Raw genomic sequence first — 18,992 nt, forward strand, 5'->3', positions numbered from 1 at the left:
GCGCAACCATGAACGAACAACAGTCAGCGGAAAACGAATTGGAGCCGATCGCGATCGTCAGCATGGCGTGCCGCTTTCCGAAAGCGGACGGTATCGAGGACTTATGGCGCTTGTTGATTCAGGGCGAAGAGGGCATACGGTTTTTTTCCGACGAGGAACTGCTTGCCGCCGGCGTTTCGCCGTCGCAGTTGGCGCAGCCGGCTTATGTCAAAGCCAAGGGCATGATCGAAGGCATCGAAAATTTCGATGCGCATTTGTTCGGTTACACGCCGCGCGAAGCCGAGTTGATGGACCCTCAGCAACGGGTCTTGCTCGAATGCGCTTGGCAGCTATTGGAAAGGGCGGCATTGGATCCTGACCGCTTCGAAGGCGATATGGCCGCTTATGTCGGCGTGGGCATGAATATCTATTTGCTCAGCCATTTGTTGAGCGATTACCGGCTGAAAGAATCGACCGATTTTTACCAAATGCTGATCGGCAGCGATAAAGACTTTGCCGCCACCCGCTTGGCGTATAAATTGAATTTGAAAGGCCCGGCGGTCGCGGTCAATACGGCCTGCTCGACCTCTCTGGTTGCCGTGCATTACGCCTGCCAAAGCCTGTGGGATTATCAATGCGACGCGGCCATCGCGGGCGGGGCGACGTTATTGGTGCCGCAACGGGCGGGTTATTTCTACCAAGAAGGCGGAATTCCTTCGGCGGACGGCCATTGCCGGGCCTTCGACGCCCAGGCGGGCGGCACGGTGCCTGCCAGCGGCGCCGGGCTGGTGTTGCTCAAACGCCTGGAGGATGCCCTACGGGATAGTGATACGATTTATGCGGTCATCAAAGGCTCGGCGGTCAATAACGACGGTGCCGATAAACTGGGATTTACCGCGCCCAGCGTCAACGGCCAAGCGGCGGTTATTGCGGAAGCCCTGGCCGTGGCGGGCGTATCGGCCGATAGCATCGGTTATGTCGAAGCCCACGGCACGGCGACGCCGCTGGGTGATCCGATCGAGGTGGCCGCGCTGAAACAGGCTTTTGCCAGGGCGAAGCAAAAGCAATATTGCGCGTTGGGTTCGATCAAATCCAATCTCGGCCATATGGATACCGCGGCCGGCATTGCCGGTTTGATCAAGGCGGCATTGATGTTGCGGCACAAGCAAATCCCGGCGTCGCTGCATTTCAATCAAGCCAATCCGAACATCGATTTCCAGCAAAGTCCTTTCTACGTCAACCGACAGTTGCAGGATTGGCCGCGGACCGAGTGCCCGCGGCGCGCCGGCGTCAGTTCTTTCGGTATCGGCGGCACCAACGCTCACGTGGTGCTGGAAGAAGCCCCCGAAATCCTGCATTCCGCCGACGCCGGCAGAGCGCGGCAAATCTTGCCCTTATCGGCCAAATCGCCGGAAGCCTTGGCGCGGCTGGCGGCGTCACTGGCAGAGCATTTAACCCAGCGGGAAGAATTGTCGTTGGCCGATGTGGCTTATAGTCTAGCGGTCGGTCGCCGGGAACTGCCGCTAAGGCGGTTCGTGTTGGCGGAAAACCTGCAGCAAGCGGCGCAAGCCTTGAGCCGTGAGGAGGAAGGCTATGATGCGACCGTCAAACCGGCGCTGGTGTTTATGTTTCCCGGCCAGGGCACGCAAAAAGCCGGCATGGGACTGGCGCTTTACCAGAGCGAAGCGGTGTTTAAGCAGGAAGTGGACGTTTGCTGCGACTATTTACAAGCGCTGTTGGATTTGGATTTAAGGGCTTTGATGTTTCCAGAGCCTGGGCAGGAGCAACAGGCGGAGTGGCGGCTACGGCAAACCGAACATACTCAGCCGGCGTTATTTGTTTTCGAATACGCCTTGGCCAAGCAATTGATTGCCTGGGGCATAGCACCTGCGTCGATGATAGGCCACAGTTTGGGCGAATACGTCGCGGCCTGTCTCGCTGGGGTATTTAGCCTGGAACAGGCTTTAACGCTGGTGGCGGAACGCGCTCGCTTGATGGCGGAAGCGCCGTCCGGCGGTATGCTGGCGGTCAGGGCGACGGAAGCGCAATGCCGGCCCTGGTTGACTGACGACTTGGTGTTGGCGGCGGTGAATGCCGAAAACCAATGCGTGTTAAGCGGCTGTCAAACGGCCATCGATCGCTTATTGCCAACCCTGAAAGAGCAAGGCATTGCCTATCATCCCTTGGCGGTGTCCCATGCTTTCCATTCGCCGTTGATGCGGACGGCGGCTGACCAGTTTGCCGAGTCGTTCCAAACGCTGAACCTGCGGCCCAATGCGATTCCCTTTGTCTCCAACTTGAGCGGTGACTGGTACGATGCGACCGATTCGTCGGCTGCGTATTGGCAACAACACATGCTGAAACCGGTGCGTTTCTCCGACGGCTTGCAGACGCTGTGTGCCGAATTCGGGCAATTGCTGTTATTGGAAGTCGGTGCCGGACATACCTTGCAGGTCTTGGCCAAGCCGCTGTTGCAAGGTGGACAAGCGGCCTTGGGCACCTTGGCCGATGCGGGTTCCGATTTACAGGCCTGTGTTGCCGAGCTTTGGCGCGCCGGCATCGCGGTCGATTGGCAGCGTTTTTATCGAGATCAGCAGCGGCAACGCTTGGCCCTACCGACGTATCCTTTTCAGCGCCAGCGTTACTGGGTCGAGGCGAGAACAGCCGATAGCCAAGCGCCTTGCCGGGACGAGAGCGCGGATTTGAGCCATTGGTTCTCTACGGTTAATTGGCAGCGCTGCTTGTTGCCGCCGACAACCGACCGGCTGGCGGCGGACGGCTATTTGGCGTTTGTCGGCGCCGAAGGACTAGATTTGGAAGCGGCTTCGCAACCTTGGCGCCAAATAACCATGGCGGCGAATTACCGAACTGTCAGCGATGGAGTTTGTACTTTAAATCCGGCCCGGGAAGACGATTTCGAGCGTTTAATCGGCGACTTGGGCTTGGCGGGCCAGGTGCTGGAAGTGGTGTATGCCTGGCACCAGAGCCAAGCATCTTACGCCGAGCCTTATCTGGGCTTGTTGCATTTTTGCAAAGCATGGCAGCGCTTGTCGCCGGGTACGCCGTGCCGCATCAGCGTCGTCACCCGCGACTTGTTCGAAGTGAGCGGCGCGGAAACCGCCCTGTCGCCGTTACAGGCTTTATTGCTGGGCCCAGTTAAAGTCGTGCCGCAGGAATATCCGCACATACAGTGCCGTTTGGTCGATCTCGACGCTAGTCTGTCCGTGAGACCGGACATGTTGGCCTTGCATCCCAAGCTTTCGGTGGTGGCGTGGCGGAACGGTTATTACTGGCAGCCGGTACTCGAAAGCCTGGATTTGCCGGAACCGGACCGGGATGCTTTGAAACGCGGCGGCCGTTACTTGATTACCGGCGGCTTGGGCGGCATCGGTCTATTGCTGGCAGGCTTTTTGGCGCGTCATTATCAAGCCAGATTGCTGTTGACCAGCCGGCAAACGTTTCCGGAGCCTAGCCTATGGCCGTCCGCCGTCGAACTAGACGATAGCGAGGATTTTAATGCCTTGGTCGCGGATTTGGCGCAGACCGAGCGTAGGCTGATAGCCGAGCTGCGGATTCCCGGCTTGGACGATTTTCCGGGCTTGCAATCAAGCCTGGAACGATTATGCAGCCTGCATTTGTTGAATTTTTTCGCGCAGTCCGGCATCTCGCCTTACGGTGGCACGTGGTGGACCGTGAGCGAAATCGGTGCTCAACTGCAACTCCTGGCCAAATTCGACAAATTTTTAGGCCTGCTATTGGAGATTTTGCAACGAGACGATTTGATCGTTTGGCAAGGCGAGCGTTTTCGTTTCAACTTAGATGAACCTAGCGATTGGTCGATCGAAATTCGGCAGCTCGAATGCCGGATCGATAGCGATTATCCGGGCTTTAAGCCCTTATACGAAATGGTGGCGCATTGCGTGGCCCATTTTGCCGAGGCCTTGTCCGGCAAAATAGCCGCGATCGGCGTGTTGTATCCCGACGGCGACCGCAGCTTGATTTCGGAAACCGGTAAAAAAACCATAGAACACTCCAATCACCGGGTTTATTACCAGTTATTAAAACATTTCGTTCATCGCACCCTCGATAGTTCCGATGGCGTCGTCAGGATACTCGAAGTCGGCGGCGGCAGCGGCGTGCTTACTGGCCAGATCGCGCCCGGCTTGTTGGGCAAGAAGGTCGAATATTATTTCACCGACATCGGCAAGTCGTTTGTGCTGAAAGTGCAGCAACAAGCGCAACAGCAAGGTTTCGATTTCATGCGCTTTGCGGTATTCGATATTTTTCGGGATCCCGTTGCCCAAGGTTTCGAGTTTCAAAGTTTCGATTTGATTTACGGCTTGGACGTCGTGCATGCGACGCCGGATGTCGCTAAAGCGGTGACTCAGCTCAGCCGCTTATTGAAACCGGGCGGGGCGTTGTGCTTGGTGGAAACCCCGCCGATTCCGCGTTGGTACGAGATGGTTTGGGGGCTGGCCGAAGGTTGGTGGTATTTTAACGATACCGAACTGCGGTCCGGCACGACGCCATTGTTGAGTCCGGATGCTTGGCAAGAAGTGTTGCAAGGTAGCGGTTTGTTCGCTGATGTGGCGGTGTTCCCGCGCGAAGCCGAGGCGCGGGCGAAAACCGATTGTTGCCTGGTCGTCGGTCGGGCGCCGGGCCAAAAGCGGCTTGCAACTGGAGACGGCCATACCCGCGCCAGGCCGCAGGCCGAAACCGTGGCCTCCTTGTTGGATATGCAAAGACTCGGCGCCGAAGTGATGGTTTGCACGGCCGACGTTTGCGATCGGCAAGCCATGCAAGCTGCGGTCGAGCAAGCCCGCTTGGCCTACGGTGGATTGGATGGGGTGTTCCATACCGCCGCCAGCGATAGTCGGGGCTTAATCGATCTGCAAGACCAGTCCCGCTCCTTGGCCGAGTTGCAACCCAAAGTCGTCGGAACCCAGGTGTTGCAACAATGCCTGGATTTCAAACAACTGGATTTTGTCGCCTTGTTTTCGTCGTTGAATGCCATCACCGGCGGCCAGGGAAATATTGCCTATACGGCGGCGAACAGCTATTTGGATGCCTTTGCCCATTATTGCCGTCACCGCGACTTGGGTAGGGTTTACGCGTTGGATTGGGACCGTTGGCAAAGCATCGGTCAGGCGGTCGCTTTCGAGCGGCGGGTCGCCGATAGCTCGGGTGCTGTTTTGCAAGGCGGCATTAGCGATGTCGAAGGTTGCGAAGCCCTGCGTAGAGCGCTGGCATCGGGCTACCGCCAGTTGTTGATTCGAACCGGGCGCGGCCGGGAACTGAGTCCGTCGACAGTGGAATCCGCCGCCGAGTCTCGGCCAAGCGGCCACCAGCGGCCGCATTTGGCCCAGCGCTATGTCGCGCCGGAAAACGAAATCCAGCAATTGATCGCCGGGGTTTGGTCCGATGTGCTCGGCGTCGCCCAGCCGGGCATACACGACGAGTTCGCCGCGTTGGGCGGGGATTCTTTGATTGCGATTCGGGTCGTATCGCGGCTGAAAGAGGCGCTGGATATGAATCTGGAAGTGAAGTTAGTCTTCGAATACAGCACCATCGCCCGTTTGGCCGACCGGATCCAGACCCTGCAATCGGTGCTACGCCTGTCGGCTGTCGATGCGGATGCTAACGAAGACGACGAAACCCAATATGAAGGCGGTGTCATTTGAGTTCGGTCGCCGATTTGCTCGAACCGTTAAACCAACGAGGTATCCGGCTTTATTTAGAGCAAGGCGAGCTGCGCTTTAAGGCGCCCAAGGGCGCTATGACGCCGGATACCCTGGCGCTGTTGAAAACCAATAAGGCCGAATTGACGGCCTTGCTCAGACAAGCCGAAGCAAGCCGAGGTGCGTTGAGCGAACCGTTGAGCCGCTTCGCCGATACCGACGAGGTACCTTTGTCCATGGCTCAGCAGCGGCTATGGTTTTTGTTTAAGTTGGAAGGCGCCACGCCTACCTACAACATCCTGATGGCCAGCCGCTTGCTGGGCGACTTGGACGTTCCGAGGTTGCGCCGTAGTTTCGAGTACTTGATTCGCCGTCACGAAAGCTTGCGTACCTCCTTCAGGGAAAACGACGACGGACTCGCGCGGCAAGTGATCGCCGAGGGCTTCGATTTAGAGATGGTGGTGGAGGATATCTCCGCTGACCCCGACAGCGAAAAACAAGACTTATTGGAGCAAGCCAAAGGCCGGATGGCCGCAACTCGTTTCGATTTGACACAGGCGCCTTTATCCAGGGTGAGACTGATCCGTTACGGCAATCAAGAATGGGTGTTGTTAATGGCGATGCACCATATCATCGGTGACGGTTGGTCGATGGGGATTTTGAGCCGAGAATTGGGTTTGGCTTATCAGCGGGATAGGGACGGCAGAGAATCCCATAGTGAGGACATTGCCGTTCGTTACCGGGATTATGCGGTATGGCAGCAAAGGCCAAGGCAGCGTGCCTTAATCGAGCAGGGTGTTCAGCGTTGGTGCGAGCTGTTGGCGGGTAGCGAATACCGCCTGGATTTGAATACCGGTAAAAAACGACCGGAATCGCGTAGTTATCGCGGTTCGACTTGTCCGTTGCGGCTTGATCCGACGTTGAGCGGACAGCTGGAGCGCTTGGCCGAAAGTCAAGGCGTTAGTCTTTTCGTATTGCTGTTAACGGCCTATTTCATTTTGCTGCAGCGCTATAGCGGCAGGCACGATGTATTGGTCGGCACTCAGGCCGCCAACCGCAACGAGCCGGGTTTGGAGCCTATCGTCGGCTTTTTCGTCAATACTCTGCCGTTGCGCGCCCGTATCGACGGCAATTCCAGGGTCGCCGAGCTGTTGGCGCAGGTTAAGGAGTTTTGTCTTAAGGCGTTTGATTTGCAGTATGTGCCGTTCGAGCGTTTGGTCGAGGCACTGAAACCGGAACGGGACTTCGGTTCCAATCCCTTGGTGCAAATCATGTTTCTTTGGCAGAACGCGCCGATAGCGGACGTCGCGCTCAAAGGGCTGACCATGCAGCGCGAACCCTTGCCTAGCGAAGCCGCCAAATTCGATTTAACCTTGGAGTTGGGCTTGGAACAAGGCCGGATACAGGGCGTGTTCGAATACAGCACCGATTTGTACGATGCGCCGACAATCGAAAACATGGTGCTGCATTACAGCAAAATATTGCAAGGCATCGTGGAAAACCCGGACGTGGTGGTCGCCGATGTGCGGCTGTGCGAACCTCGCGGCGGCCGTATACCTAGTCTTGCCGAGCCGGGCCGAGAAAATTTGATTTCGGTATTCGACGCTCAGGTGGCGAAGACTCCCGAGGCCAAGGCTTTGAACGACGGGCGGCAGGTCTTGACCTACCGGCAATTGTCGGATCGGGCCGCGGCGCTCGCTTGGCGCTTGGCGTCGGCCGGCATTTGGCCCGGCGCTATCGTGGCGATTTATTTACCGCGCGGCAACGATTATCTGGTGGCGTTGATCGGCATTTTAAAAGCCGGTTGCGCGTATTTGCCGTTAGAAACGACCTTACCGCGGGCGCGTATCGAATTTATCTTGCAGGACGCTCAGGTTGCCGCCGTGGTGGGCCGGGAATCCCTGTTTCCGGCGTATGCGCATATCGATTGCCGGGATTTGCAGCAGCCGGCCAGTTCTTTACCAATGCCTAACATCCCCGCGCAAGCGCCGGCGTATTTGATTTATACCTCTGGTTCGACCGGCCAGCCCAAGGGGGTGTTGATCAGCCAGCAATCGGTGCTGGGTTTGGTCGGCACCTTGGCGGATCGAATTTATTGGCATGGTGGCGAAGCGATGAATGTCGCGCTGATGGCGTCGTTTATTTTCGACGCCTCGGTGCAACAGATTTTCGCCGCTCTGCTGCAAGGTCATTGTTTGCATATTTGTGATGACGAAGTCCGGCGGGACGGGCGGATGTTGTTGGCATTTTTGCAAAGCCAAGCGATTGATTTAAGCGATTGCACGCCGACTTTGTTGCAAATCATGCTCGAGGCGGGTTTGGCCGAACGCAGCGATTTGCGGTTAAGACAATTGATCGTCGGCGGCGAGGCATTACCGCCGCCGCTCATTGAAACAATCGCGAGCGGTTCTGAAGGCGGCCGCTTGGAAATCTACAACGTCTACGGCCCGACCGAATGTACCGTCGACGCCACGCTGCATCGCGTCGATCTACAGCGCCGTTACGCCGCCGCCGCAGTCAGTATCGGCAGCGCGCTGGACCATGCCGAGGTGGAAATCGTCGATATTTACGGCAACCGGCAGCCCGACGGCTTGGCCGGGGAAATCGCGATCGGCGGCAGGGCGTTGGCATTGGCTTATTGGCAACGAGCGGCATTGACCGCGGAGCGCTTTGTGCCGGCGGATGGCGGCCAACGCTATTACCGAACCGGCGATCAAGGGCGGGTCAATCGATACGGTGAAATCGAGTTTCTGGGCCGCTTGGACGGACAAGTCAAAATCCGCGGTTACCGTATCGAGTTGGGTGAGATCGATGCTCAATTGCTGAGACTTCCGGATGTTTTGCAAGCCGTCACTGTGGTCAATCGGGGCGAAACGGCTGAAATCGTGGCCTACTTGGTCGTGCAAAACAAGCTAAGCCTTGCTGATTTGCGCGCCGGTTTAGCCACGCATTTGCCCGATTATATGATTCCTGCTCATTTTGTAGTGTTGGAACGCTTGCCGATCAACGCTTCCGGCAAAATCGACCGGAAAGCTTTACCGAAATGGTCCGAGACACAGCGCGTGAGTGATGAACTGGGCGGCGCGCCGCAAACCGAGCGGGAAACGCTGTTGGCGCAAGTTTGGTGCTCGGTTTTAGGCTTGGACGGCATCGGCCGCGAGGATAATTTCTTCGCCTCCGGCGGCGACTCGATCAAGGCTTTGCAGATCGTTTCCCGCTTGCGGCGGCAAGGTTGGAAGCTGGAAGTGCGGGATTTGTTTGCCTATCCGTCGCTAAGCCGATTGGCGCCTAGATTGAGCCCGCTCAAGGCGGTTGCGGAAGTGTTGGACAAGGCCGAAGGCGAACTGCCGTTGACGCCGATTCAGCAGCATTTCTTTAGGTATCACGGCTGCGATTTTCATCATTTCAACCAGGCTTTTTTATTGGAAACCGAAGCGCTGGATGCCGATCGTCTAAGTCAGGCGCTGCTGCAGGTTTGCCAAGGTCACGATGCGTTTTTGCTGCGCTACCAATACCAAGACGGGCAGTGGCGACAGTTTTATGCCGACGGCGAGCGCCTGGCTTTTTTCGAGCTGGAACTGCCTTCGATGGCGGACTTAAGCGCGCATGCGGCCGAATTGCAAAAGTCGTTCGACTTGACGGTCGGGCCGTTACTGAAAGCCGTATATTACCGGCTGCCGGACAAGCAGTTCTTGTTATTACTGGCGCACCATTTGATTATCGACGGGGTATCCTGGCGAATATTGATGGAAGAGCTCGATGAAGCCTACCAACAAGGTAGCACTTGGCAAGCGCCGCCACCGACCTTGTCGTTGCGTGCCTGGATGCAACAGTTGCAGCAACAGGGCGCGAAGATCATCGCCGATCAACACGATTATTGGCGGCGGCAAACCTTATCGCCTGGTTTGGACGGCCGGGATGTTAAATATCAAGACCTTGAGATCGTTAAGATCGAATTCGATCAAGACTATAGCGAACGGTTTTTGACCGGTGTCCATCATGCTTACGGCACGGAAGCCAACGATTTGTTGCTGGCAGCCTTGCTGTCGGCTTATCACCAATGGGCGGGGGATTCGGCATTAAGCCTGATTTTGGAAGGCCACGGTCGGGATGTTCTGGACGATGTAGACCTTAGCCGCACGATAGGTTGGTTTACCACGCGTTATCCGGTTAGCCTGGAATATCCCGCCAATCGGGATTTGGGGTATTTGATCAAAACCGTCAAGGAAGCCCTGCGCGCAATTCCCGACAAGGGCCTGGGTTACGGTTTGGTTCGCTATATGGACGATGCTACAAACCGGCATTCGTTTCAAGACCCCGCGATCAGTTTTAACTATCTGGGCCAGTTCGGTGAGCATAGTCGGGGCCGCTTTACTTACGCCGATGAAAACATCGGCGCCATCATGTCGCCCAATGCACGGACGCCGTATTTGATCGAATTTGTCGGTCGGCATGCGGCAGGTCGATTAATGTTTGAAATAGCGTATCCCCGGCAGGTGTATCGCGGCGAAGGGATAGGCGAGTTTGCGGCGGCGTTCGAGCAGGCTTTATTGGCGATTATCGATCATGCCGCCACTTGCAAGGCGCAATCCTTGACGCCGTCGGATATCGATTACGATGGATTCGATATCAATCAATTGGACGATTTTCTGGCGCAAATATAAACCGCTTTAACGTTTTTATTTTGTTTAGCCTTTGGCCTTAATAGAGTGTTTGTTTCAAGAGCGAACTCAAGCATCTAAAATTAAAAGTGGATGAAATCTATGTTAGATGCTCGGTTTATATCTGGAACAGCTTCGCTCTATAGTCCTTTATCAGGCACGGAGCATTTAGCGCCATTACTTTATAGCTTGATTCGCAGCGTGCGTCCTAGGTCTGTAGTGGAATTTGGCATGGGTTACACAACGCCTTTCATTGTCAAAGCGCTTTCAGATAATCAGCAGGACGTTGACCGAGAACGGCCTTTGTTAATCGCTAAAACTCGACAGGCTCATCAAGTTGCGAACACCGTCGAATCTCAAAGAGACTGGTTTTTAGCGCAGCCGACCGGTGCCGATCCCAGGTTTTATGAACCTGAGTATCAGCCCATGCTTTATGCTTTTGATGATTTCTCCGAGGAATATAGCTCCGCTCCGAAGGTAATGGAGGCATTGACTGCCTTGGGTTTGGAGCGCTTTATGACTTTGTCGAAATCGTCGGCGATTAATCATAGTTCGATTATCGCGCCATCGCGTCTGCCTATTGATCTGGCTTGGAATGATGCATTGGACTATGAAGCGTTTTTCGATGAATATTGGCCGCTTGTGAATCCGAATGGCGGATTAATGATTTTTCATAATACGGTTAACGGCTGTCCAAAGTGTGCAATGTTTGTTAAGCAACTGAAGTTAAAACAGGTGAGTCAATTTTCTGATTTTGAGTTGCTCAGCTTTTTTGAGCCGTATAAGTTACACCAAAATAGTTATACCGTAATAAGAAAAATAACGGCGTTCAAAGAACATTTTCTGGATTGGGATCAAAAGTCGATTACTGAAAGCGCATTGCGCCTCATCGATAAGCATTGACGAGATAAACCATCCGGAATGTGTTTCGGTTTTTAATGTCGGTCATCTTGAATATTAGATAATAAATAGGATTTGTACCTTGGCTGTCGATAAACAAAATGTGGCGAATATTTACCCGTTGACGCCGTTACAGGAAGGGTTTTTATTTCACGCCTTATCCAATCAGGACGATTCTTATATTCAGCAGATTGCCTATTTGTTAAATGGGCGCTTCGATCCGCGACGATTCAGCCAAGTATGGGACAAATTATTCGAACGTCACGAAATTTTGCGGGCCTTGTTCTTTCATGCCGGAGCCGAGCGTCCGTTACAGGTGATTTTGAAAAAACAATCCCCGGTTTTCGAGACTATCGATTTGCGCCATTTAGAGGTGCAGGAGCAGTTACAGCGGCGCCGGCAAATTAAGTCTAAAGACCGTAAACGCGGATTTCGGTTACAGCAAGATTGCCTGACGCGTTTTACCTTGTTGCAGTTGCGGGACGATTTGACCGAGGTCATTTGGACCCACCATCATATTATTTTGGACGGCTGGTCTTTAGGGATTCTATTGGCGGAATGTACCGCGCTCTATGCGAATCCAAATAGCGAATTGCCGTTTACGACTCCCTTCGCACAGTATGTGAAATGGTTGGAAGGAAAGGATAAGCAACAGTCTTTGGCGTTTTGGCGCCATTATCTGGCGGACTATCAAGACGAAGTGAAATTGCCGTTTATTTCGACTTCTTCATTCCAGAATTCCGATCGTATCCGAGCTACTTTTCTATTACCCGAGGCTATTTTTAACGGCATTCAAGGCTTGACCAAAACCGTTCAAGTTAGTCTGAACACCATCTTGCACGCGGCTTGGGCCTTATTACTGGCCCATTACAACGGCAGCGAGGACGTGGTTTTCGGTACCACGGTGTCGGGCCGGCCGGCCGAGATCGACCATGTCGAGCGAATCGTCGGTTTGTTTATCAATACCATTCCGGTCAGGGTATTGCTTACGCCGACGATCAGCGTTAGGGACTTATTGTTGAGTATTCAGGCGCGGGCGATAGAAGCGGAGGCATATCATTATTCGCTGCTTTCGACCATCCAGAGCCAACACCCCTTGCAAAACCGCCTGATCAGCACCCATGTGACCTTGGAAAATTTTCCGCTCGACGAACGCTTTAAGCAGATGTCGGCTCAAGAGAATGCCGAATTAAGCGTGCAAGCCAACGAGGTGATCGAGCGCACCCATTATCCGTTTGACATCCAGTTTTTGCCCGCCGAGCGCGGCATTAAGGTACAAATGGCCTACGGCTCGGAGTATCAAGCCGATATGCATCGCTACATCGAGGCGCATTTATGCCAAATTTTGCGGCAAATTATCGAAGCACCAGCAATGAAATTAGCGGAAATTTCGTTGTTGGACGAGCAGGGCCGGCAAGCAATTATTCAACAGACTGAGCAAGGTATAACCTGCTTTAGCTTCGATGCCTTATTGTTACGTTTCGAACGTGCCGTTCATACGGCGCCCGACGCGATTGCATTGAGCTACGAAGCGCAACAGCTGAGTTATGCCGAGCTGGATGCATACGCCAACGATCTTTGCCGGCGTTTGTACGATTCGGGTTTAGCGACCGAAGACTTCGTCGGCTTGTGCTTTGATCGCTCTTTGGAGTTGGTAGTTGCCGTGTTGGCGGTATTGAAAGCCGGTATGGTTTACGTGCCGCTAGACCCGCTGTTGCCGGAACAAAGGATGCGTTTTATCGCCGGGGATTCCGGGATCAAATTGCTGTTGACGACGAAGGACAAAGCCGCACAGTTGGCCGATGTGGCACCACGTTTGGAAACGGTGGCGCTTGCCGAGTTGAACGCGGCAAGCCATTTGTCAGTGAATTGGCAAGCAAGGCCGGATAGTCCTGCGTATGTGATTTATACCTCGGGCTCCACCGGCCAGCCCAAGGGCGTGTTGGTGAGCCATGGCAATATGGCCCGCTTGTTTTCGGCGGCCGATACGCTGTTCGAATTCAATGCCGACGACGTTTGGTGTTTGTTCCATTCATACGCTTTCGATTTTTCGGTTTGGGAAATGTGGGGCGCTCTGGCCTACGGCGGCCGTTTAGTGATCGTGCCGTATTGGATCAGCCGTTCCCCGGACGATTTTCATGCCTTGTTAGGCCGGGAAAAGGTGACGGTGCTGAACCAGACGCCGACCGCGTTCAAACAGTTGATCGATGTCGACCGGCAACACGCCGCCAAGCTATCGGCCTTGCGTTACGTGGTTTTCGGTGGCGAAACCCTGGAATTCAAGCAGTTGAAACCCTGGTTCGACGCCTACGGAGACCGGCCGCAATTGATCAATATGTACGGCATCACCGAAACCACCGTACACGTCACCTTTAAAAAAATTGCCCCCGAGCAAATCAGTTTACCCGGCAGCGTGATCGGCAAGCCCTTGCCGGATCTATCGGTTTATCTTTTGAATCGTTACGGCCAATTGGTTGCGCCGGGTGTGCCCGGCGAGTTGTACATCGGTGGTGCCGGGGTGTGTTTGGGTTATTGGAACCGGGCCGAACTGTCTGCTCAGCGTTTTGTGCACTTACCCCAATTAGGCTTGGATACGCTGTTTTATCGTACCGGAGATAGCGGCCGTTATTTGGACGATGGCGAGCTGGAGTATTTGGGACGTCTGGACCAACAAGTCCAATTCCACGGTTTCCGGATCGAATTGGGCGAGATCGAGCAAGCCTTGCTACGGGAGTCGGTTATCGAACAAGCCGTGGTCATGCTGATCGAAAACCAGCAAGGCCAGCAAACCTTGGTTGCTTATTACCTCACACGGACCGGAGAGGCGTTAAAAACCGCCGAATTAAGGGAGCTGGTCGCCAAACAGTTGCCGATTTACATGGTACCTGGCTGCTTTGTGTATATGTCGCAGTTTCCGTTGACGGTCAACGGCAAGGTAAACCGGCAGGCTTTGCCGGCACCCGAAACGGCGGCGGACCAGCCTTATTCGGCGGCCGAAACGGCGGAAGAAGATTTATTGGTTCAAGTTTGGCAAAAACTGTTGCAACAAGAGCATGTCGGCGTGCAAGACGATTTTTTCGCCTTGGGCGGGGATTCGATTCAGGCGATTCGGGTGGTGTCTCACTTGCGTAAGCAGGGTTATCGAATCGACGTTCAGGATTTGTTCCGCTACCCGACCATCCAGGCTTTAGCGCCGCAGTTAAAAGTGCTGTCCGTCGAAAACAAAACGCGCCAGCTCAGCGGTCGTTTGCCATTGACGCCGATACAACGATGGTTTTTCGAGCAACAGGGCAGTCAAGCCCATCATTTTAATCACACAGCCTTGCTGGAAGCGTGTAGCGGAAGTTGGCAAATCCCTATCTGGAGCGCGCTTGGCAGCAGTTATTGCAACACCACGAGGCCTTGCGCAGTTGTTTTCATTCGGTAGAGCAAGGCATGGCAGCCGAGATTCTAGCGGAGGATCGCTGCCGCATCGCGGTGCAAGCGGTTTCGCTGTTGTCGGCGGCGGACGTCGAAGCGGCCATGGTCGCGCATGCCGCTACAGTGCAACAAAGTTTCGAGTTGGATCAAGCGCCGTTAATCCGCTTGGTTGTGTACCAATGCCCGGCCGCCGACCGCTTATTGATAGTCGTGCATCATTTGCTGATCGACGGTGTGTCGTGGCGCATTTTATTGGAAGATTTCAGCGCCTTATACGATGCCTTGAGCCGCGGCGAAGTGCATGAACTGCCTCGGCAAACCGATAGTTATGCCGACTGGGCGGAAGGCTTGTCGCGCTATAGCCGGCAGCCGGCCTTGCTGGACGAATTGGCCTATTGGCGTGCGCAATCGGCTAGTAAAAGCGCCGCGTCCTGGTCCGGAAAAGCTTGTTGCTACCAGGATGCGCTGAGCCATCAGTCTCAATTAAGCGCCGACCGGACGCGGCAATTATTGCAGCAAGCCCATGCTGCCTATAACACGCGGGTCGAAGACCTGTTATTGGCGGCCTGGTTATCGGCCTTGGAAGCCTGGAGCGGTTTGACCCGAACGGTGTTATTGCTGGAAGGTCACGGCCGCGAACCAGTATTGCCGGAATTGGATGTTAGTCGGACCGTCGGTTGGTTTACCTCCCTTTATCCCGTGGTATTGGAAAAGCAGCCGAATCGGGATTTAAGTTATCAAATTCGCTGGCTGAAAGAACATCTGCGACACGTGCCCAATAAAGGCATCGGTTACGGCGTGTTGCGCTATTTGACGCCGGCCGAATTAAGGTCGGCTGCCGATTTGGGGTTTGCCGCGGACTTGGTGTTCAATTATTTGGGGCGTTTCGAGCGCAACGACGACGCCGGCCTGTATCGCGCCTTGAGCAACGACGTCGGCGCGGCGGTCGCGGGGCAGGGAATGAGGCCCGCCGCCTTGGAATTCAGTGCGATGGTGTTGGAAGATCGCTTGTGTATCGAATGGCGCTATGACCGGCATTTGTTTGCCGAAGATGCCATGCAGCGCTTGAGCCGTTTATATGAAGAGAACTTGAAGGCGGTCATAGACCATTGCCTGCGGCAAACATCAGCCGTGCCGACGCCGTCCGATCTTTGCCACGGCAATTTGAGCCTCGATGAATTGGATGAACTTTTGATCGCTTACCGGCAAAACGTCAGCGATGTTTGTCCGTTGACGCCGATGCAGGAAGGCATGCTCTATCACGCCGTACGGGAACCCGCTTCCAGCGCTTACCACGAGCAGATCAGCTTTAGTTTGCAAGGGGCCTTGGACTGCGACGGCTATCGCAAGGCTTGGGATCAGCTGGTTGCGCGGCACGGCATATTACGCACGATATTCGTCGACGACCAAGCGCGTAAACCCTTGCAAATCGTGCTGAAGCACGCCGACTCGAATTTTGGAGTGGAAGATTGGCGCGAGGACGGAAAGGCGTTGCGGAGCTTGGCGGATTATTTACGACAGGATTTGGAGCAGCCGTTTAACTTAGCCGAACGACCGCCGGTGAGGGTTAAGCTGATTCGCTTACCCGACCAGCGCTGGTATTTGGTTTGGAGTTTTCATCATATTTTATTGGATGGCTGGAGTGTCGGAATCTTGATGAACGAAATGACCCGGCTTTATTTGGGCATTCTAAGTCATGCCGAGCCGCAGCTGCCGGCGTCGCCGCCCTTCAGCCAATATTTGCGCTGGTTGCAGGAGCAGGATACACAGGCCGCCGGCCGATTCTGGGCTGATTATCTGGAAGGCTACGACGAAGTGGCCGCATTGCCGTCTCATCCCACCCAACAGCAAGGCCAAGCCGAATTCAAGCAAACGCTGCCGGCCGATTTGCCGGAGCGGCTGCAGCAGACCGCCAAACGCTATAAGGTTACTGTCAATGCCTTGATGCAAGCCGCTTGGGGTATCCTGTTGGGGCGCTATAACGACAGGCGGGACGTGGTTTTCGGCACCGTGGTTTCGGGCCGGCCGAGCGCCATCGCCAACATCGAGCAGATGGTGGGCTTGTTGATTAATGCGGTGCCGGTGCGGGTTAGCTTTGACGAAGCGGAACCGGTTTTTGTGTTGTTAAACCGTTTGCACCAACACAATAGCAGCAGCCAGGCTTACCAATTTTTAACCATGGCGGAGAGTCAGCCTAAACAAGGTGCGCCCGACCACTTGTTGGTGTTCGAAAACTATCATCTACAAGCCGAGGAAGGCGATAGTCAGGCCGAATTAACGGTCACCGATGTGCAAACCAGGGAACAGACCCACTACGATTTGACCGTCGTCATCAGCCCCGGTCGGCCATGGCGGTTGACTTGTCTGTACAACAAAGCCCGTTATGCGGAAAGCTATTTGCAACAAGTGATGCGGCATTTCATAGGCTTGTTAAACGGTTTGGCCGAATCCGCCGAGCAACGTATAGCCGACTTGGAAATGCTGACGGTCGCCGAGCAGACTTGGCTGACGCAGATCAGTGCCGGGATTGAACCGCCGCTGCCGACGCCGGATTTGGCCGGTTTATTCGAGCAAACTGCCGCGCGTTATCGGGAAAAAATTGCCTTGCGCGGCCTGGATGCCCGTTACAGTTACGCCGAGCTGAACGCCGAGGCCATTCATATCGCCAAACGTTTAACGATGGCTGGTGTCAAGCCGGGCGACATCGTCGCGGTGGCGTTGCCGAGGTCCTGCATGCGGATTATTGCCGTGCTCGGCATTATTAAGGCTGGCGCCGCTTATCTTGGATTGGAGTTGGATCTTCCCACGCAACGGGCCGAGGCAATCTGCCGGGATGCCGGCGTGCGTCTATCGATTCAGCGCGGCGGATTCGAACTCAACGGCGTGCGGGGCTTCGATCCCTATGAGCCAATAAATCAAGACCTCGGCGAAACGCCTCCTCGGCGAGTGATTCCGTCGGCGGCTGTCGCTTATGTCTCCTATACTTCCGGTTCCACCGGCAAACCGAAAGGGGTTTTTGTCAGTCAGCGTAGCGTGATTCGTTTGGTTGTCGATAGCGATTACGTGACAATTTCGGAAAAAGACAAATTCTTGCAGTTTGCGCCGTTGTCGTTCGACGCTTCGACTTTCGAAATTTGGGCGCCGTTATTGAATGGCGCGGAATTATCGGTAGTGGAACAAGACCAACCCAGCTTGCAACAGCTGGGTGTTTATATCGAGCAGCAAGGCATTACGATCCTCTGGTTGACGGCCGGCCTGTTCCAGCAGATGGTCGACGAACAGCTCGAGAACCTGGCCAGCGTCCGGCAATTGCTGGCCGGCGGCGACGTGGTGTCGGCGGAACACGTGCGCCGCCTATTGCAGCGCTTTCCTGCCGCGACCTTTGTTAACGGTTACGGGCCTACCGAAAACACCACTTTTAGTTGTTGTCAGCGGATAACTCGAGCGTCGGCGTTGGCAGCTAGCGTGCCCATCGGCAAGGCCATTGCCCATTCGGAGGCTTGGGTATTGGATAGCGAACTGCGCTTGCAACCCATTGGTGCGCTGGGCCGCTTGTATGTCGCGGGGGAGGGAGTTGCTTACGGCTATTACCGCAAGCCGGCACTCACGGCTGCGGCATTTATTCCCCATCCTTATGCCAAGCGGCCCGGCAGCAGGCTGTATGCGACCGGTGATTTGGTTTCCATGAGAATGGACGGCAGTTTGGAGTTTCTCGGTCGTGCCGATAGGCAATTCAAGATCAGGGGTTACCGCATCGAGGCGCAAGAAGTAGAGGCGGCGATTAAGGCGCAGGATTCGGTGCGGGATGTGCTGGTGCAGGCCGTTAAAGATCCCGGCGGCGATAACACCTTGGTGGCGTATGTCATTGTCAAGTCCGGTTGCACGTTCGATCGCGACGGCTTGGTGGCGGCAACGGCTGAGCGCTTGCCGCGCTATTTGCTGCCGGACGTCTGGATGGAGGTCGGCGAATTTCCGTTAAATAAAAACGGTAAGGTCGACTACGCTCTATTGCCCGATCCCTTCGCATTGACATCGGCGCTGAAAGTCGCCCCGCGCAATGAAACGGAGCGAGAACTGTTGGCGATCTGGCAACAGGTTTTGAATAACGAAGCTATTGGTGTTTGCGACGATTTTTTCAATTTGGGTGGACATTCGTTAAAAGCGACGCGGATCGTCGCGTTAATCCGCAAGCAATTGCAGATCGAAGTGCCGTTAAGGCTAATTTTCGAAGCACCGACCATTGCCTTGTTGGCCGAAAGATTGTCGACAATCGAAAAGGCCGGTCAGGCGGGGCCAAAACTGGTTAAGCGGGACCGCAGCCAGCAAAAGGTCGTCTGAACGGATGAAACAACAA

The 18,992-nt window shown here is 54.9% G+C and carries 5 protein-coding genes; all 5 read left to right on the forward strand.

The genetic code is table 11. From position 1 onward, the window contains the following. Positions 1-8: 8 nt before the first annotated feature. The 5 genes from ACP4CD_RS20555 (at position 9) to ACP4CD_RS20575 (ending at position 18,976) form a co-directional block, all read left to right on the forward strand. Positions 9-5,660 carry a beta-ketoacyl synthase N-terminal-like domain-containing protein gene (locus ACP4CD_RS20555; protein ID WP_426992377.1) on the forward strand — a complete coding sequence of 1,884 codons (5,652 nt, stop codon included), beginning with the start codon at positions 9-11 and terminating at the stop codon, positions 5,658-5,660. Continuing rightward, positions 5,657-10,321, forward strand: coding sequence for an amino acid adenylation domain-containing protein (locus ACP4CD_RS20560; protein ID WP_426992378.1), 4,665 nt, complete (start codon positions 5,657-5,659; stop codon positions 10,319-10,321). Before ACP4CD_RS20555 ends, ACP4CD_RS20560 begins: the two co-directional genes overlap by 4 nt. A 90-nt stretch (positions 10,322-10,411) precedes the next feature. Next, positions 10,412-11,221 (forward strand): hypothetical protein, encoded by an 810-nt coding sequence (locus ACP4CD_RS20565; protein ID WP_426992380.1) that lies wholly within the window; start codon positions 10,412-10,414, stop codon positions 11,219-11,221. A gap of 79 nt (positions 11,222-11,300) precedes the next feature. Further along, positions 11,301-14,645 carry a non-ribosomal peptide synthetase gene (locus ACP4CD_RS20570; protein WP_426992382.1) on the forward strand — a complete coding sequence of 1,115 codons (3,345 nt, stop codon included), beginning with the start codon at positions 11,301-11,303 and terminating at the stop codon, positions 14,643-14,645. Next, complete coding sequence (locus ACP4CD_RS20575) at positions 14,564-18,976, forward strand: amino acid adenylation domain-containing protein (protein WP_426992384.1); 4,413 nt, start codon at positions 14,564-14,566, stop codon at positions 18,974-18,976. The genes ACP4CD_RS20570 and ACP4CD_RS20575 overlap by 82 nt, the downstream gene beginning before the upstream one ends. Positions 18,977-18,992: the final 16 nt, after the last annotated feature.

This window comes from Methylomonas stagni (assembly GCF_050154735.1).
In the GTDB taxonomy this organism is placed as follows: Bacteria; Pseudomonadota; Gammaproteobacteria; order Methylococcales; family Methylomonadaceae; genus Methylomonas; species Methylomonas koyamae_A.

Bases quoted from the DNA above. Each gene is read 5' to 3' on its own strand.
- ACP4CD_RS20555 (WP_426992377.1), top strand. From the start codon at position 9: ATGAACGAACAACAGTCAGCGGAAAACGAATTGGAGCCGATCGCGATC.
- ACP4CD_RS20565 (WP_426992380.1), top strand. From the start codon at position 10,412: ATGAAATCTATGTTAGATGCTCGGTTTATATCTGGAACAGCTTCGCTC.